Below are 17,130 nucleotides of genomic sequence, written 5' to 3'. Positions count from 1 at the left end.
AGGGCGGGGGTCACCCCGCCGCGAAAGAGCGGCGGGGCCGAAGTTTCAGGCTGTGATGCGGGATCAGAAGGACTGGGTGGTGTAGTCCACCGCATCCTCGTACAGTCCGTCCGCCATCGTCGTGGTATGGACCTTCACCAGCTTGCCCGACTGGATCTGGCTGATGTTCTGCACGCCGAAGACCTGATGGGTCTTGCCGTTGAAGACCTTCGCGCCCTGCGGCCGCTCGATTCCATAGGGCAGATCGGACATCGCCTCCATCGCCTCGACCAGTTTCTGGCGGTCGGCCGGGCCGGTATATCCCGCGCTCTCCATCGCGGCCTTCAGGAAGTACAGCGTCTCCCAGCACGAGAACATATGCGAATAGGTCGCCACATCCTTGGCATCGCTGACGCTGGTGCCATTGTCATCGACCCCGACGGCGCTGCGATAGGCCGCTTCATGTTCGCCCGCATCGGTGGGCTTGGTGCGCGGATGCGCCTCCCAGAAATGCGTGCCCTCCAGGAATTCCAGCCCCGGCGTCGCAGTGTCCACCGCTTCGAGCGAGTCGACAAAGCCGAAAAGCTGCGGCTTGGCCCCCGAGCCGTAGAACTCGCCCAGTTCCTTGACGAAGGTCAGCACCGCCGGGCCGACCATGACGTGATAGAGCACCTCGGTATCCGCGGGGATCTGCGCGAAATAGCGGGTGAAGCTGGTCTCGGTGGGCGGAATGGCGATCTGCGACAGAACCTGCCCGCCCTGCGCTTCGATCGCTTTCGAGAAGAAGTCGCGATGGTCATAGCCGAAGGCATAATCCGGGTAGAACATGGTGACTTTCTTGCCCAGATTGGCCGCAACCCAGGGCGCCATGCTGGAAATCTGACTGCGCACATCGGTGATGCCCGGTTGCAATGTCCAGCGGTTCAGGGCGCCGCTCGCGACATGATAGCCTTCCGAACAGACCAGATAGGGCACCTTCAACTCGGCCGCGCGCGGGGCCGAGCCCATGACGACATGGCTGAACAGCGTGCCCATGACGATGTCGCAGCCGTCCGATTGGGTCAGCTTGTCGACCACTTCCGCCCCGCGCTTGGGGTCGGTCGCGTCATCCTCGAACAGGATCTCGACCGGCCGCCCGGCGATGCCGCCCGCCTCGTTGATCGCCTTCAGAGCCGCCGTCGCCGTGCGTTCATACCAGCGCCCGTACGAGGCGCCGATGCCGGTGCGGTGAAGCTGGAAGCCCAGCTTGATCGGGCTGGCCTGGGCGCCGGCCACGGCGGGCAGCATCCCGGCAAGGACCCCTGCGCCTGCCCCTTTCAACAGGCTGCGGCGGCTGGGCATAAGTAGGTTCGTCATCTCGGTCTCTCCATGTTGGGGCGGGTTGCTTCTAGCGGCAACTCCGCGGGCTGGTCTGTAAGTGCGCGAATGAACTGGACAAAATGTCACCCCGCCTTGGCCGTGGACAAAAGCCAGAGGCCAAGGATCGTGTAGCCGACCATCAAGCCGGTCAGCGGCAGATGCGCCCGCAGCCGCGATGCGCCCTCTCCGGCCAGCTTCAGCGCCAGCACCACGGCCAGAAGATGCGCGGCAAGGATCGCGGTGAACTGGAAGGCATAGATCAGCGGCATGATCCGCGGATCGGTGAGGAAACCGAAGGAAACATAGAAGGGCGGCAGGCCAAGCCAGCTTTCGCCGCTGAACAAGGGATCGTTCAGCGCGGCGAGCGTGTATTGCCCGGCGGTGAGCAGCATCACCAAATAATGCGCCGCATGGTAGCCCGCCGCGATAGCCAGGAACGAAAGCGCCACCGGTCCCGCGGCCAGCCGCCCCGCCCGGATCACCCCCAGGATCAGGGCCAGCGTCACCACCCAGACGGCAAGCAGGCCCAGCGTATTGGCCATCATAACCGCAGACCGTCCGGCGGGTTCCAACGGGTTCTCGCCGATCAGCGCCAGCCACCAGAAGGTCTCGGCCAGCCCGTCAAAGGTCAGGGCCGCCAGCGCCAGCGTCACGAAGACCACCGCCGAGGTCGAGAGCGGCGCCATCCGCAGCACCTGCGCGCCCGGAAAGCCCGCGCAAAGCTGCGCCCGGTCGCCGCGAGATTCGATCCAAAGCGGCGAGACCCGCGAGATCATTGTGAAAAGAACGGTCAGAAACTCGCCCCGTTCCAGGAAGGCCTCGCCCTCGAGCACAGCCAGAACGAAGATCACCGCCCAATAGGTCAGCGCCAGCTTGGCCAGCACGGCCGGATCATCGGGATAGAGCGAGACGCTCTGAAACCAGGCGAAACCAGCCAGGCCCAGAACCGCAGGCCAATGTCCGCACCGCGAGAGGCCGATCCCCCGCTGCCGCCGCAACAGCGCCCGCGCAATTCGTACGGGCCCGGCCCAGGGCGTCACCACGGCCCAGAGATTGCCGCAGAGCATCGAAGCCAGCGGCAGCGCGATCCAGACCCCCGTCCAGAAGACCAGCGTCATCAGATTGTGCATCGGGTCGCGATTGCCAAGGAGGCCGACCAGAACCAGGCCCAGAAAGGCCAGGAAGGACAGATAGGACGTGACGGTGGTCAAAGCGCCCGGCCTGATCTCCGCCAGCTTGTGCGATACAAATTCTGGCAGCCGCCCCGACAGCGCCCCCACAACCGCGGTCAGCGCCACTGTCAGCGCGGCGGCGGTGATGTAGGTGTCGGTCGGCAAGGTCAACAGCACCGAGGGCGGCAGGGCGCAGGCCTGCGCCAGACCCGGCACCAAGGCCGCCGCCGGGCAGGCAAGACGGGCAAGGCCCCGAATTTTCAATGAAAATTCGTACGCTTCGCTCACCGCAGCCCGTCCTCCCCCTTCACATCGCCGATCTCCAGCCCGCCCATCCGGCTGTGCACCCGCCCCCCCCGCGCCATGGCCAGGGCGAACAGAACCTCATTGGCGCGCGGCCCATCCTCGCAAGCCAGCGTGATCACGTCGAAACGCGAGCGCACATAGGCCGCGTTCAGATGGCCCAGCGGCACGTCCAGCGTCGATCCCATCCCGCCGACCTTCATGGCAGAGGGAACGATGGCGCGGCATTCGCCCAGCCGCTCGCGCATGCCGTAGCCGCCCGAGACATGCCAGATCGCACCATGCTCGTGCTCGCCATTCTCGCCGACGATGGCACCCTTGCCATAGGCGTCAATCCCCGCCCGTCCGCCAAGTGACACCACCAGCCGGTCGGTCAGCTCCAGCGCCAGCGGCTTCAGCGCCTCCATCGCCGGTTGCAGCTGTGGCTCATAGCGACCCGCAAAGGGATTGGCGCAGATCGCATAAATCGCGCCGCGCAACACTGGCACGGCGGGCGCGGGGCCGCCCTCATGGCGGATCTCCTCGATCTGGCAAACGATCTTTCGGATGGCGAAATCAGACATATTCCCTCGTCTCCCTGTGGGCGGACAGCAGCCCGCCCCCCGTCGCAACGCTTTCACCCTGAAGGAAAAGCGCCGCCCCTTCAATCAAACCGCGCGCCCGGAACCCTTCGGCTGCCGCCAGCCCCGCCCGCAAGGCCATGCCGCGTTCGCCCGGCGAAAGTTCCGCCACGCCGACCGTCACCGCCCGGGCACCCAGATCGCTGTCGGCCTGCACCTCCTGCGCCGGTCTGCGGCGGATGCCGGGATGGCCCGGCAGATCGACCGCATTGGCAATCATCGTGGCCGCCGCATCGGCCATGGCGGCGGTGCGCGCCAGAACCGTCACCGCATCGGCGATGCCAAGCGAGAAGCTGCGCCCGCGCCAGCCCGAAGTGGCGATGCCGCGTACTGCATCAGATGCGGCGAGGGACACTCGGTCCAGCCCGCCCGTCACGGCCAGAGCGCAGGTCAGGCTTTCGGCTGGCTCCAGATGCAGCGCGATATCGCCGCCATTGTTCACATAGGCCCGCGTGATCCCCGGCCCAGTCAGCGCCTCCAGCACCTCTTCGGCCACCGCCCCCGCCACCGCCGCCATGGGGGTAAGGAAGGCTGGCCGATAGGGCGCGACTGCCGCGGCCATGCGCCGGGCAATCTTTCCGCCGAAAAGACCGGTTTCGCTGCGCAGCATGGGCAGTTCCGCGACCAATTCATCCAGCACCGTCGCGAAGCGCGCTGCGGCGCGGGTATGGGCCGCCCGCACGGCATCTGCCGCGCCAAACCCCTGCGCCACAATATCAATCGGCCCATGCTGCAAGTGCAGCCTTCCGTCGGGCAACAGGGCTGCAACGGCGCCGCTCATCGCACGGGCCAGCTTTCCAGCCGCGCGGCGGTCGGGTATTCGCCACCTTCGGCCACGGATCGTTCAAGGCTGCGGATCGCTGCCTCATGGCCGCCCATCGCCAGATATTCGGCGCGCGGCAGGGTGAATTCCAGCGGTGCCACCAGCGCCGGGGTCGGGACATAGCCGAAAGCGCCCTTCGGCAGGTCAAGCACGTCGACCATGAAGGTAATGCCGCCCCCCGGCCAGACGTAACATTCCGCCCCGCCCGAGGTCAGACGCGTGACACCGCCCTGCACCGAGCGCGTCAGCCGCACCGGGTTCTTCGCCACGCCCGCGCGCAAGGACCCGCCCGCGCCGCCGACGAACAGCACCGTGCAGAGCGAGGGTTCGCAATTCTCGTCGATCAGCGCGACCGTATCGCGCAGCGCCTCGGGCAAGGGCTGCTGCACCGGTTTCAGCGCCTCATCCAGCACGTAATAGGCATGATCCTCGCCCGTGGTCGACACCATCAGCAGGGTCAGTCCCGGTCTTGCCCCCTTCTTTTCCTGCCAGTCGCCCAGGATCTCCAGCGGATCGGTAAGCCTCGTGCCCCCCCAGCCCAGCCCCGGCTCCGAAACGCGGAAATAGCGGCCGGGGGTAGAACGATGACCCTTGATCCTGATCCCCGTCGGCTCCCAGCCCAGAACCTTCCCGGCCTGATGTTCCGAGACGACACCGGTGATGTGGTCATCGACCACCACCACCTCATCCACCAGCCCGCGCCATTGCGCCGCGAACATGCCGATCGTGGCCGAGCCGCAGCCGACCCGCATCCGCCGCTCGGACCGGCCATCGACGATGGGCGCCTGCCCTGCCTGCACCACAACCCTGGCGCCGCCCTCGATCTCCATCTCGACCGCCTCGCCATTGCACAGGGCCAGCATGGCGGCGCAGGTGATGCGACCTTCGGGCTTTGATCCGCCGGTCAGGTGATGCACACCGCCCAGAGACAGCATCTGGCTGCCATATTCGGCGGTGGTGACATGGCCGACAGGTTCGCCCTGCACCCGCACCACCGCGCCTTCCGGGCCAAGGAAACGGTCGGTGTCGATCTTCACCTTGACGCCGCAATAGGAAAAGATCGCTTCGGTGACCACAGTCACCATATCGGCCCCCGCCACCTGCGACGAGACGATGAAGGGCGCGGGCTTGTAATCGGGATAGGTGGTGCCCGAGCCGATGCCGGTGACGAATGTGTCGGGCGGCACCGTTTCGCCATCCCAATCGGCGGCGGCAAAGGGGACGATGCGCTGGCCGCCGGTCAGGGCATGGGACAGCAAGACGACAGGATCGGTGCGCACGATCCGGCCCGCCTCATTGGCATAGCGGTCGCAGGCCCCGGTCTGGCCCGGCGCGATGTAGCACATCACCGGGCAGGCATCGCAGCGGATCTTCTCGGATGCGTCACTCATCGGGCAGCCTCCATGGCCGCAAGGATGCGGTGCGGCAGTGCCGGAACGCGGGTCAGCGTGGCGCCCGTCGCGTGCCGGATCGCGTTCAGGATCGCCGGGGCGGTCGGGATCAGCACATGCTCGCCCAGACCCTTGGCGCCGAAAGGCCCTTCGGGATCGGGAATTTCCAGGATCAGGCTTTCGATCCTTGGCACATCGCCTACGGTCGGGATCAGATAGTCATGCAGGTTCTCGGTGCGGCCGGCGAGGTATTCCTCCATCAGCGCAAGGCCGATGCCCTGGGCAATGCCGCCCTCGATCTGGCCTTCGACAAGGGTCGGGTTGATCGCGCGTCCAAGGTCATGCGCGGCGGTGATCTTGTCGAGCGTCACCGTGCCAAGCGCCAGATCGACCGTGAGCGCGACGATCTGCGCGCCATAGCCGTAGACGGCGTAGGGCTTGCCCTGGCCATCGGCATCAAGCCCGGTGGTGGGCGGGTCATAGCTTTCCTCGACCGAAAGCGCATAGCCGCGCGCATCCCTTGGCAGGGCGGCAAGGTCGATTTCGCGCCGGGTCGCGCCGTCGCGCAGGACGATCTTGCCAGTGTCAGGCACGATCTGCGCTCCCGGCCCGGCATTTCCCATCCGCAGGATCGCCGCCCGAAACGCCGCCCCCGCCGCCTGGGCCGCCCGGCCCGAGACATAGGTCTGGCGCGAGGCGCTGGTCTTGCCGGCGTCCGGCGTGATCGCGGTGTCGCCACCCAGGATATGCAGCATCTGCACCGGAACGCCCAAAGCCTCGGCGGCGATCTGCGGGATCACCGTGCCCGACCCCTGGCCGATATCGGTCGCGCCCTGATGCAGCACGATCCTGCCCTCGGCCGTCACGCCCATGCGCATGGTCGACGGATTGGGCAATCCGGTATTTCCGCAGCCATACCAGCAGGAGGCGATGCCGACGCCCCTGCCCTTCGCCTGCCCCGCCCAGGCCAGCGCCGCCTGCCAATGGGGCTGCAGCGCGGTCAGGCAAGGCGCGATGCCGGTGGCCTGCAAGATCTGCCCCGTCGCCGTCGCCTGGCCGTCGCGCAGCGCATTTCTCAGCCGGAACTCCAGCCGGTCCAGCCCCGCCTTCTCGGCCAGGCGATCATAGAGCGTCTCCTGCCACAAGGCACCCTGCGGCACGCCGAAGCCGCGGAACGCGCCGGAAACCGGGCCATGCGTATGGACCGCGCGCGCCCGCGCATGGATGGCGGGGGTGTAATAGGGGCCGGAGACATGGACCGGCACGCGGTTCGCCACTGTCGGCCCCCAGCTTGAATAGGCGCCGGTGTTGAAGCGGCCCTCGAATTCCAGCCCGGTGATCCGCCCTTCGGCATCGCAGCCGATCCGACCCGTCATCTCGGCCGGATGGCGCTTGGTGGTCGAGGCCATGCTTTCCGCGCGCGTATAGATCATCCGCGCCGGGCGCCCCGTCTTCAGCGCCACCAGCCCGATCAGAGGTTGCAGCGACAGGTCCAGCTTGGAGCCGAACCCGCCGCCCACAGCCGAGGGAATGATCCGCACCCGGTCGGGCGGCAGGCCCAGAATGGCGGCGGTGTCCTCGCGATCCATGCCCGGCGCCTGGGTGCAGGCGCGGATCACCAGGGTCTCGCCCTCCATCCAGGCGACGCCCGCCTCGGGTTCGATATAGGCATGTTCGACGAAAGAGGTCTCGAACTTGCCTTCGACGACATGGGCCGAAGCTGCCAGCGCCGCCGCTACATCTCCGCGCCGAACCACGCCTTCGATGAGCAGATTCCGCGCCCGGTTGCCATGGATCAGCCCGGCGCCCGGCGCCTCGGCCTCCGCCGGTGTCAGCAGCGCGGGCAAGGGCGCCCAGTTGATCGGGAAATCGGCAAGGTCCGGCTCGGCCTCGGCATCGAAAGCCACGATCGCCACGCATTCCCCGCGGAATCTTGCGGGACTTTCCGCGATGGCGGGCTGGTCGGCGAAGGGCGGAATGACGGAAAAGGCGTTGCGCCCCGGAATATCGGCAGCGGTCCAGACCCCGGCCAGGCCGGGCCGCGCCGCGAAAGCGGCAAGATCGCCGAAGGTGAAAGCGGCATGGGGATGGGGCGAGCGGATGGCGCACACCCGCAAGGCCCCGTCCGGCGCATGATCCGCGCCAAAAACATCGCCCGCCACCTTGGCCGCGCCATCCAGCCGTTGCACGCGTGCGCCGATGCCGGTTGCCTCGGGCTGCGTCCCGCCCTCGGTGTCGCAGATCGCGGCCAGGATCTTGCGATAGCCTGTGCAGCGGCACAGAACGCCACCCAAGGCCTCCTGCGCCTCTGCCTCGGACGGGGCAGGATTGCGTGCCAAAAGCTCGGCCCCGGCAAGCAGCATTCCCGGCGTGCAGATGCCGCATTGCGCCGCGCCATGGCGCAGGAAGGCCGCACGCAGCCGGGTCAGTTCCGGCGTCTCGCCCTCGACCGTCACCACATCAGCCCCGGCGACGCGCCCCGCCGGCATCAGGCAGGCGCAGACGGTGCGGCCATCGACCAAGACCGTACAGGCGCCGCAATCGCCCGCATCGCAGCCGACTTTGGTGCCACGCTGGCCCAGCCTTTCGCGTAGAACCTCGCTCAGCCGCTCGCCGCCCGGCGCTTCGACCGCTACATCCTGACCATTGAGCCGGAAGCGGATCATGCCAGCCGCCCGACCGCACGGCGAATCAGCTCGGCGGCGGCCTGTGCGCGGTATTCCGCGCTGGCCCGCACATCGGCAATTGGCGAAAGCCCCGCCGCCACCCGTGCCGCATCGACCCGCCCTACTGCTCCCGCCACGGGGCCGAGCAAGGCCCCTTCCACCAAAGGCAAACGCCGCGCCACCGGCCCGCAGGCCCCGACGGCCACCCGCGCCGCCGTGACCTGCCCCTCCAGTACCTCAAGCCGAACGGCGACCATGGCGATAGAGATCACCAGATAGGCGCGCGCACCCAGCTTCTCGAACCGCGACCGCCCTGCCAGCGCCGATTGCGGCAGATGCAGGGCGACCAGCACTTCGCCCAAGCGCAGGTCAACCCGGCGCGGACCCAAAAGGAAATCGGCCAGCGGCAGGCGACGGGTGCCACCAGGCCCTGCCAATTCGACTTGGGCCTCGAGCGCCAGAAGCGGCGGCACGCCATCGGCGGCGGGCGAGGCATTGCAGAGATTGCCGCCGATCGTGCCCGCATTCTGGATCTGCCGCCCGCCGACCTGAAGCGCGGCCTCCTGCAGGGCGGCGCAGGCCGGAGGCAGGGCCGCAGAAGCGATCTCGGACCAGGTGGTACAGGCGCCGATCCGCAATCCGTCCCCGGCGCTGATGCCGCGCAGCTCGGCCAATCCGGCGATATCCACCACCGGCCCCGCCAGCCGCGCCCCTGCGCCGGGATAAAGATCCGTCCCCCCGGCCAGCAGCCGCGCGCCCTGGCCCGCAAGGTCCAGGGCCTCGGTCAGCGTCGCGGCTTGGTGATATCCCATCCCTGGCCCCGGCAAGATCATTCGTGTGCAAACAAGCTGTGGCCGACTCGTGGCTTCTGTCAACGCTTCTCTCTGCGCATTCGGCGCAGCGCGGATGATTCTTGCCAAAGCCTGCCCCACGCGTCTATCTGCACAGTATGGCCAAACCCGATCCTGCGCTTTGCTATCTGCTCGATGACCAGATCGGCTTTGTCCTGCGCCGGGTCACGCAGCGCCATATCGCGATCTTCTCCGACCGCATCCCCGAAGTCACCACCACCCAGTTCGCGGTGCTTGCCCGGCTGTCGCAGCTTGGCCCCCTGTCGCAGAACCTGCTGGGCCGCGAGACGGCGATGGATGCGGCCACGATCAAGGGCGTTGTCGACCGGCTGGTGCGCATGGGGCATGTCACCACTGCCCCCGATCCGCAGGACCGCCGCCGCCTGACCGTCGCGCTGTCCGCCCAGGGTGGCGCCCTTTTCGCCCGGCTGAAGGCTGCGGCGCTTGAGATCAGCGACGAGACGCTTGGTCCCCTGACTGTCGAGGAGCGCCAGCAGCTTCTTCGCCTCCTCCTGCGCCTGACCTGAAACCGACCCCCGTGGGTCGCATCCGGCCAGTCTGCGCCAGCCCCAGCGACTAGTCTGTTCCGACACGTCCAGATTCCAAGGCCAGGCCCATGACCCGCGCGTCCAATGACCCCCTTCTGCAACCCTATCAGCTTGGTCCGCTGACGCTGCGCAACCGGATCATGACCACCAGCCACGAGCCGGCCTATACCGAAGACGGGATGCCGAAGGATCGCTACCGGCTCTATCATCTCGCACGCGCCAAGGGCGGCGTCGCCATGGTGATGACGGCCGGATCGGCAAGCGTCAGCCGCGACAGCCCGCCCGCCTTTGGCAATGTGCTTGTGTGGAAGGACGAGGTCGTGCCGTGGATGAAGCGGCTTGCCGATGATTGCCACGAGGCCGGGGCAGCGGTGATGATCCAGATCACCCATCTTGGCCGCCGCACCCGATGGGACAAGGGCGATTGGCTGCCCGTCCTGGGCGCCGGCCCCGCGCGCGAGCCCGCGCATCGCGCCTTCCCCAAAGTGGCCGAGGATTGGGACATCGCCCGTGTCATCCACGACTATGCCGATGCCGCAGAACGGATGAAGGTCGCCGGTCTCGATGGGATCGAGTTCGAATGCTACGGGCATTTCATGGACAATTTCATCAGCCCTCTGACGAATGCCATGCCCGAAGGCCCCTATGACGGCTCCTCGCTGGACAACCGCCTGCGCTTTGCCTTCGAGGTGCTGGAAGCCTGTCGCAAGCGCGTTGGCCCCGGCTTCCTGATGGGAATGCGCTATGTCGCGGACGAGGCCGAGCCGGGCGGCATCCCGGTCGAGGATGGCGTCGAGATGGCACGGCGCTTCAAGGCATCCGGCCTTGTCGACTTCGTCAATATCATCAAGGGCCGTATCCATACCGACGCGGCGCTGACCGAGGTGATCCCGGTTCAGGGCATGCGATCGGCCCCGCATCTGGACCTTGCGGGCCGCATCCGCGCCGAGGTCGGCCTGCCCACCTTCCACGCCGCCCGCATCCCCGATGTGGCCACGGCGCGCCATGCCGTCGCCAATGGCCTCTTGGATATGGTCGGCATGACCCGCGCCCATATCGCCGACCCGCATATCGTGCGCAAACTCGCCGAGGGCCGCGAGCACGAGATCCGGCCCTGCGTCGGCGCGACTTATTGTCTGGACCGGATCTACCAGGGCGGCATGGCGCTCTGCATCCACAACCCTGCGACCGGGCGGGAAGAGACGATGCCGCATGACATCGCGCCCGCCGCCGAGAAAAAGAAGATCGTCATTGTCGGCGCGGGTCCGGCGGGGCTCGAGGCGGCCCGCGTCGCCGCGGCGCGCGGCCATGCGGTGACGGTTTTCGAGGTTGCCGACCGGCCCGGCGGCCAGATCCGCCTGACCGCTCAGACCAAGCGACGGTCGGAAATGATCGGCATCATCGACTGGCGGATGGAGCAATGCCAGGCGGCGGGCGTCGAGTTCCGCTTCAACACCTGGGCCGAAGCCGCCGATGTGCTGGCCGAAAAGCCGGATGTGGTGATCGTCGCCACAGGCGGCTTGCCGCAACTGCCCGAACTCGCCTCCGGCGCGGACAGGGTTGTCACCGCCTGGGACATTCTCTCGGGCGATGTGCGGCCTGGCCAGAACATCCTGCTTTACGACGATGCGGGCGATCACGCGGCCTTGCAGGCGGCAGAGGTCCTGGCCGCGTCGGGCGCCAGCGTGGAGGTGATGACCCCCGACCGTGCCTTCGCGCCCGAAGTCATGGGCATGAATCTCGTGCCCTATATGCGGGCGCTGCAATTCGGCAAGACGCGCTTCACCGTGACCTATCGGCTGAATGCGGTGCGGCCCGAGGGCAACCAACTGACCGCCGTAGTCGGCTCGGACTATCTGCTCGATCGCAGCGAGACGCGCAGCTTCGACCAGATCGTCGTGAACCATGGCACCGCCCCGAATGCGGACCTGTATTTCGAGTTGAAGCCGCTGTCGGAAAACCTTGGCGCGGTGGATTATGAGGCGCTGATCGCCGGGCAGCCCCAGCCGGACGGCAAGGGTCCGCGCGGTTTTCGCCTGTACCGCATCGGCGATGCGGTCGAAAGCCGCAACACCCATGCCGCGATCTATGACGCCCTGCGGCTGGTCAAGGACATTTAGGGTGAGACGATTTTGTTGATCAATGCCAGTATCTTTCCGTTCATCTCTCGCGCAGCATCGGAAGCATCAGGGCGAAAAGTTCAGCCTGGCTCGACAGGCCGCAGCGGGCATAAAGCTGACGCCGAAAGACCTTGACCGTCTGCGCGCTGACGCCCAGCCGCAACCCGATCGAGGCGGTGGAATGGCCCTGAAGGATCAGCAGCGCGACCTCGGCCTGGCGCGGCGTCAGCGCGATGCCCCGGCTGGCCAGCGGCCGCAACAATCGCGCGCCAAGATCCGCCCTGCCCCCGGTCTTTGCGGCAAGTCCCGACCAATGACGCGCGGCCAGCGCGATCACGACCGGCGCCAGACGCTCGCAGGTCTCGATCTCGCGGGCCGCAAAGGGTCTGCCGGATGTGGCATCGCGGCCAAGGCACAATGTCAGCGACACGCCCTCTGCCGGACGGACCAGGAAGGCCAATTCGTCGATCAGCGTGGTTTGGCGATAATATTCGGTGAAGTAGCGGCTGCGCTGGAAGGCGTCGGGCGCGATGTCGCGCAGCCGGTAGGGTCCGGCGGCGGCGCCGCTCAGATGTAGCTCGTGATAGGGGTCCAGCAGATAAGCCCCTGCCAGATAGTCGCTTTCCAGCCGTGAAAACACCTGCGGCCTGCGGCTTTGCCGCAAAAGCACTTCGGGCGGTCCGGCATCACGAAAGGCCAGCAGGATGAGGTTGTCAGGCGCGGCCAAGGTTTGCAGCCAGCTCGCAAGGGCGCCGGGAAAGCCCGTTCCGCCAAGCGCGCTGATGGCCAGGGCTAACTTTGACTCTTCGGTGTCGGACCAAGGCTGCATGATACCTCTGCAGGGGTATATACCCCCAGTATTAACTCACATAGGCTGATCTGGCCAAGACCGGGGGTATAACGATGAAACTGGCGCTGTGGCAGGGCGTCTCGCCCCTCTCCGACCTCGACCTGGCGGTCGATCAGGCCGAACGCGCCCTTCGCGCGGCCGGGGCGCTAGGCGCGGCGGCGCTGGTCCTGCCCGAGCTTTGGCTGCCCGGCTACAACCAGCCGGATATGGCGCAAAAGGGCCTGACCCACGACAGCGTCTTCCTCGCCCGACTGGCCGCGGCCGCCCGCGCCGCAGGCTGCGCGCTGGTCATGGGCTATGCCGAACGAGAGGGCGCGCGCCTGTACAACAGCGCCATCGCCTTCGGCCCGCAGGGCGAGACCCTGGCCCATTACCGCAAGATACAGCTTTACGGCCCGCGCGAGAAGGCGCTGTTCACGCCGGGCGATCAGTATTCCACTTTTTCGCTGAGCGGCGAAACTACAGCGCTTCTCATCTGTTACGATGTCGAGTTCGCACCGCATGTGAAGACTTTGGCCGATCAGGGTGTGCGTGTCATCCTTTGCCCCACGGCGAATATGCAGCCGTTCACCCATGTGATCCGCCACTCCATTCCGGCCATGGCCGCGAACCATGGTCTCACCATCGTCTATGCCAATTTCTGCGGCAGCGAGGGCGATCTCACCTATCTCGGTGGCAGCCTGATCGCCGGTCCGCATGGCGAGGTTCTGGCCCAGGCGGGCGAGACCCCGGCCCTGCTGGTCGCCGAAATCCCCGCGCGCGATGCGGCGCGGCTTTCCACCCAATCCGCAGACCTGAGGCTTCCGTGATGCGCGCACCCGCCCATGACATCCTTTTCACCCCGATGCAGATCGGCCCCAAGACGGCGAAGAACCGCTTTTACCAGGTGCCGCATTGCAATGGCGGCGGCTATCGCGACCCGTCTGCCGTGGTGGAAATGCGCCGGACAAAGGCCGAAGGCGGCTGGGGCGTGATCTTCACCGAACAGACGGAAATCCACCCGACCAGCGAGATCACCCCCTTCATCGAACAGCATCTCTGGGATGACCGCGACATCCCGGCGCTGGCCCGCATGGCCGAAGCGATGAAATCCCACGGCGCGCTGGCCGGCATCCAGCTCGCCTATTCCGGCATCAACGGCCCTAATCTCTATTCCCGCGAAGTGCCCCTGGCCGTCACCGGCGGCCCGATCCTGACTTTCACTTCCGATCCGGTCCAGGCCCGCACGATGGACCTTGAGGACATCCGCAACCTGCGCCGCTGGTTCCGCAACGCCTTCCGCCGCAGCCAGACCGCGGGCTTCGACCTTGTCTGCCTCTATGGCGCGCATGGCTTTGGCATCCTGCAACATTTCCTGTCGCGTGCCACCAACCAGCGCAGCGATGCCTATGGCGGTTCGCTGGAAAACCGCGCCCGCTTCCTGCGCGAAGTGGTCGAGGATTTCCGCGAGGAGACCAAGGGCGCAATGGCCCTCACCCTGCGCCTGTCGCTGCACGAAGCCGGGGCGCTGGGTTTCTCCAACACCGAGTTGCGCGATTTCATCGCCATGCATGCGGATCTGCCAGATCTCTGGGACCTTGCCCAAGGCACATGGGAGGCTTGTTCCGGCACCTCGCGCTTCACCCCAGAAGCCGCGCAAGAGGACCTTGTCCGCGGCATCAAGGCGCTGACATCGAAACCTGTTGTCGGCGTCGGCCGCTTCACCTCCCCCGACGAGATGGTGCGCCAGATCAAGACCGGCGTGCTGGATTTCATCGGTGCCGCCCGCCCCTCGATCGCCGATCCCTTCCTGCCGAAGAAGGTCGAGGAAGGCCGCTACGAAGACATTCGCGAATGCATCGGCTGCAACATCTGCGTCACGGGCGACATGACCCAGGGCATTAGCCGTTGCACCCAGAACACCGCCTTCATGGAGGAATGGCGCAAGGGCTGGCACCCCGAACGCAGCCACGGCAAGGGCGCATCGGAGCATGTGCTGATCGTCGGCGCCGGCCCTTCGGGCCTTGAAGCCGCCCTGCAAGCCGCCAAACGCGGCTATCGGGTGACACTGGCCGAAGCCTCCTCCACCCTTGGCGGCCGGGTCAGCAAGGAACGCGCCCTGCCCGGCCTGTCCGCCTGGGGGCGCGTCGCCGATTATCGTACGGGCCAGCTTCTGCCCATGGCCAATGTCCAGATCTACCGCGATTCTGCCCTGACCGCCGAAGACCTTCTGTCGCTTGATGCCCAGCACATCGCGATCGCGACGGGCGCGACCTGGCGCGGCGATGCCGTCGCCCGGCTGCACCTTGCGCCCATCCCCACCGATCCGGCCATGCCTGTCTTCACCCCGGATGACCTGATGAGCGGGCATTTCCCGCAAGCCAAGCGCGTTGCCCTTTACGATGATGACCATTTCTACATGGGCTCTGTTCTTGCCGAGCTTCTGGTCGCCAAGGGATGCGCCGTCGATTTCATCACCCCCGCCGTCAAGGTGGCGGAATGGGCCGACAACACGCTGGAGCAGGCCCGCATCATGCGCCGCCTGCTGGAGATCGGCGTGACCGTCCATACCTCCAAGGCCCCCGAGGCCATCGGCGCGCATGAGATCACGCTCGGTTGCACCTGGACCGGCACGACCTCCACCCTCCCCGCCGATGCCCTGGTCTATGTCACCTCGCGCCGCCCCAATGACGGGCTCTGGCATCAGGCCATGGCGCTCGATTGGCAGGGGGCTGGGATCAAGACGTTGCACCGGATCGGCGATTGCGCCGCCCCCGGGCCGATCGCCTGGGCCACCTATGCCGGCCGCGCCTGGGCCGAGGCGCTGGACGCCCCGGAACAGGGCCTGCCCGGCGACGTGCTGCCCTTCCGGCGCGAAATCGCGGAACTCTTGCCGGCACAGGCCCTTACGCCCTGAGGCTCATCCGATGTGGCAAGCTCCGCCTCTGGCGGGCGCGCCAGCATCGCCCCTATTTCTTGCGGCAATACAGCTCCATCCGGTGATGGACGATCTCATAGCCCATCTCCGCCGCGATTTGGCGCTGCAATTCCTCGATCCGGTCATTGTGAAACTCGATGATCGCGCCGGTGTCGACATCGACGATATGGTCGTGATGCGAGCGGTCGGCGACCTCGAACCGCGCGCCACCCGATTCGAAGGAATGGCGCTGGACCACGCCCTCCCGCTCCAGCACCGACAGCGTGCGATAGACCGTGGCCAGAGAAACCGTGTCGTCGATCCCCTGCGCCCTGCGATGCAGCTCTGCGGCATCCGGGTGGTCGGCTGCTTCGGTCAGCACACGCAGCAGCGCCTCACGCTGGCGCGTCACCCGCACACCGCCATCGCGCAGCGCCTGGGTCATTCTCTCGGTCTTGTCGGCACGTAGTCTCATACCCGTTACTACCACGCCCCTTCGCAACTGAAAACCCGCAGATGCGAATCAATGCTGCGCTGTCGGGTGTTGCGAAGCTACTTGCAAATGCTTCTCATCTGCATGTAACCTGTTCCGGTAACCGAAAAGAACAGCCAGGCATGATCCCCCACCGCCCCCTATCCCTTCTTGCAGCCCTGACGCTCTCCCTTCCCTTTGCCACGCCGCTTGCGGCGCAAGAGCCCCTGAAGGTGCTCGCCACCGTCGGCATGATCGGCGACATCGCCGCCCAGGTCGGCGGCGAATGCACCCAGGTCACGACCCTTATGGGGCCGGGCACCGACCCCCATCTTTTCACCCCCGCCCCGTCCGACCTGCGCGCCTTGCAGGGCGCCGAGATCATCCTTTACGGCGGGCTTCATCTCGAGGGACAGCTTGGCGAGGTTCTGGCCAAGCTCGGCCAAAGTCGTCCGACCGTGGCGGTCTCGGAAGGCGCCGTCCCCGAGGAGCGGCGCCTCACGGCTAAGGATCTGCCCGACCCGCATGTCTGGATGGATCCGGGCTTGTGGAAAGGCACCGTCCCGGTGATCGCCGCCGCCCTCACCGAAGCGCGCCCCGATTGCAGCGCGGCCATCGCCAGCAATGCCGCCGCGATCGAAGCGCGGATCCAGGCGCTCGACGACTGGGCCAAGACCTCGCTCGCCACCATCCCTGAAGCCCAACGCACGCTCGTCACCGCCCATGACGCCTTTGCCTATTTCGGTCGAGCCTTCGATCTGCATGTCGCGGCGATCCAGGGCATTTCCACCACATCGGAAGCCGCCATCGCCGATATCGACGCCGTGGCCGATACGGTCGTTTCGGCAGGCGTCCCTGCCGTCTTCGTTGAAAGCACGGTGAACCCGCGCACCATCGAGGCGTTGTTGCAGGCCGTCGCGGCCAAAGGCGGCGTGGTCAGGATCGGCGGCCAGCTCTATTCCGATTCGATGGGGGCCGAAGGCAGCGAAGATGGCAGCTATATCGGCATGATCCGCCACAATGTGACCGTCATCACCGAGTCGCTGGGCGGCACCCCCGCCCCCTGGCCGGAAGGTTGAG

Annotated in this window: 14 protein-coding genes; 5 read left to right on the top strand and 9 right to left on the bottom strand. The window is 66.7% G+C overall.

Annotated elements, in window-relative coordinates:
- Window positions 1-63: 63 nt before the first annotated feature.
- From ACED67_RS02790 to ACED67_RS02760, 7 genes are all read right to left on the bottom strand, one after another.
- Window positions 64-1,335 carry a substrate-binding domain-containing protein gene (locus ACED67_RS02790; protein WP_395540007.1) on the bottom strand — a complete coding sequence of 424 codons (1,272 nt, stop codon included), beginning with the start codon at window positions 1,333-1,335 and terminating at the stop codon, window positions 64-66.
- An 86-nt stretch (window positions 1,336-1,421) separates the two neighbouring features.
- A complete protein-coding gene (locus ACED67_RS02785; RefSeq protein WP_395540006.1) occupies window positions 1,422-2,798 on the bottom strand; it encodes a hypothetical protein in 1,377 nt (458 codons plus the stop codon).
- Entirely contained in the window at window positions 2,795-3,376 is a 582-nt protein-coding gene (locus tag ACED67_RS02780; RefSeq protein WP_395540005.1) for an amino acid synthesis family protein, read from the bottom strand. The genes ACED67_RS02785 and ACED67_RS02780 overlap by 4 nt, the downstream gene beginning before the upstream one ends.
- A complete protein-coding gene (locus ACED67_RS02775; RefSeq protein WP_395540004.1) occupies window positions 3,369-4,214 on the bottom strand; it encodes a UPF0280 family protein in 846 nt (281 codons plus the stop codon). Before ACED67_RS02775 ends, ACED67_RS02780 begins: the two co-directional genes overlap by 8 nt.
- Window positions 4,211-5,647: a 6-hydroxynicotinate reductase gene (locus ACED67_RS02770; protein WP_395540003.1), complete on the bottom strand. Its 1,437-nt coding sequence runs from the start codon at window positions 5,645-5,647 to the stop codon at window positions 4,211-4,213. The genes ACED67_RS02775 and ACED67_RS02770 overlap by 4 nt, the downstream gene beginning before the upstream one ends.
- On the bottom strand, window positions 5,644-8,313 hold the full coding sequence (locus ACED67_RS02765) for a molybdopterin-dependent oxidoreductase (protein WP_395540002.1): 2,670 nt from the start codon (window positions 8,311-8,313) through the stop codon (window positions 5,644-5,646). The genes ACED67_RS02770 and ACED67_RS02765 overlap by 4 nt, the downstream gene beginning before the upstream one ends.
- Window positions 8,310-9,125 (bottom strand): FAD binding domain-containing protein, encoded by an 816-nt coding sequence (locus tag ACED67_RS02760; RefSeq protein WP_395540001.1) that lies wholly within the window; start codon window positions 9,123-9,125, stop codon window positions 8,310-8,312. Before ACED67_RS02760 ends, ACED67_RS02765 begins: the two co-directional genes overlap by 4 nt.
- A gap of 137 nt (window positions 9,126-9,262) precedes the next feature.
- On the opposite strand from ACED67_RS02760, the gene ACED67_RS02755 reads away from it, so the two are divergent.
- Both ACED67_RS02755 and ACED67_RS02750 read left to right on the top strand, forming a co-directional pair.
- The gene (locus ACED67_RS02755) at window positions 9,263-9,691 is read left to right on the top strand and encodes a MarR family winged helix-turn-helix transcriptional regulator (protein WP_395540000.1); all 429 of its coding nucleotides are present in this window, start codon (window positions 9,263-9,265) and stop codon (window positions 9,689-9,691) included.
- A gap of 89 nt (window positions 9,692-9,780) precedes the next feature.
- Window positions 9,781-11,832, top strand: coding sequence for an oxidoreductase (locus ACED67_RS02750; RefSeq protein ID WP_395539999.1), 2,052 nt, complete (start codon window positions 9,781-9,783; stop codon window positions 11,830-11,832).
- Between the two features lie 40 nt (window positions 11,833-11,872).
- On the opposite strand, the gene ACED67_RS02745 is transcribed toward ACED67_RS02750, so the two are convergent.
- Window positions 11,873-12,661 (bottom strand): helix-turn-helix transcriptional regulator, encoded by a 789-nt coding sequence (locus ACED67_RS02745; RefSeq protein ID WP_395539998.1) that lies wholly within the window; start codon window positions 12,659-12,661, stop codon window positions 11,873-11,875.
- Between the two features lie 74 nt (window positions 12,662-12,735).
- Here ACED67_RS02745 and ACED67_RS02740 point away from each other — a divergent pair, with 74 nt between their 5' ends.
- Window positions 12,736-13,491, top strand: coding sequence for a nitrilase-related carbon-nitrogen hydrolase (locus ACED67_RS02740; protein WP_395539997.1), 756 nt, complete (start codon window positions 12,736-12,738; stop codon window positions 13,489-13,491).
- Window positions 13,491-15,578, top strand: coding sequence for an oxidoreductase (locus ACED67_RS02735; protein ID WP_395539996.1), 2,088 nt, complete (start codon window positions 13,491-13,493; stop codon window positions 15,576-15,578). Before ACED67_RS02740 ends, ACED67_RS02735 begins: the two co-directional genes overlap by 1 nt.
- Before the next feature lie 52 nt (window positions 15,579-15,630).
- Here ACED67_RS02735 and ACED67_RS02730 read toward each other — a convergent pair whose 3' ends face one another.
- Complete coding sequence (locus ACED67_RS02730; protein ID WP_395539995.1) at window positions 15,631-16,023, bottom strand: Fur family transcriptional regulator; 393 nt, start codon at window positions 16,021-16,023, stop codon at window positions 15,631-15,633.
- A 170-nt stretch (window positions 16,024-16,193) separates the two neighbouring features.
- On the opposite strand from ACED67_RS02730, the gene ACED67_RS02725 reads away from it, so the two are divergent.
- Entirely contained in the window at window positions 16,194-17,129 is a 936-nt protein-coding gene (locus ACED67_RS02725) for a metal ABC transporter solute-binding protein, Zn/Mn family (RefSeq protein WP_395539994.1), read from the top strand.
- The last annotated feature ends 1 nt before the right edge of the window (window position 17,130 follow it).

The sequence above is a fragment of the Neotabrizicola paludis genome, assembly GCF_044142105.1.
GTDB lineage: Bacteria > Pseudomonadota > Alphaproteobacteria > Rhodobacterales > Rhodobacteraceae > Pseudogemmobacter.
The sequence above is the reverse complement of the archived record's forward strand: the minus strand, read 5'-3'. Positions and strand labels throughout refer to the sequence as shown.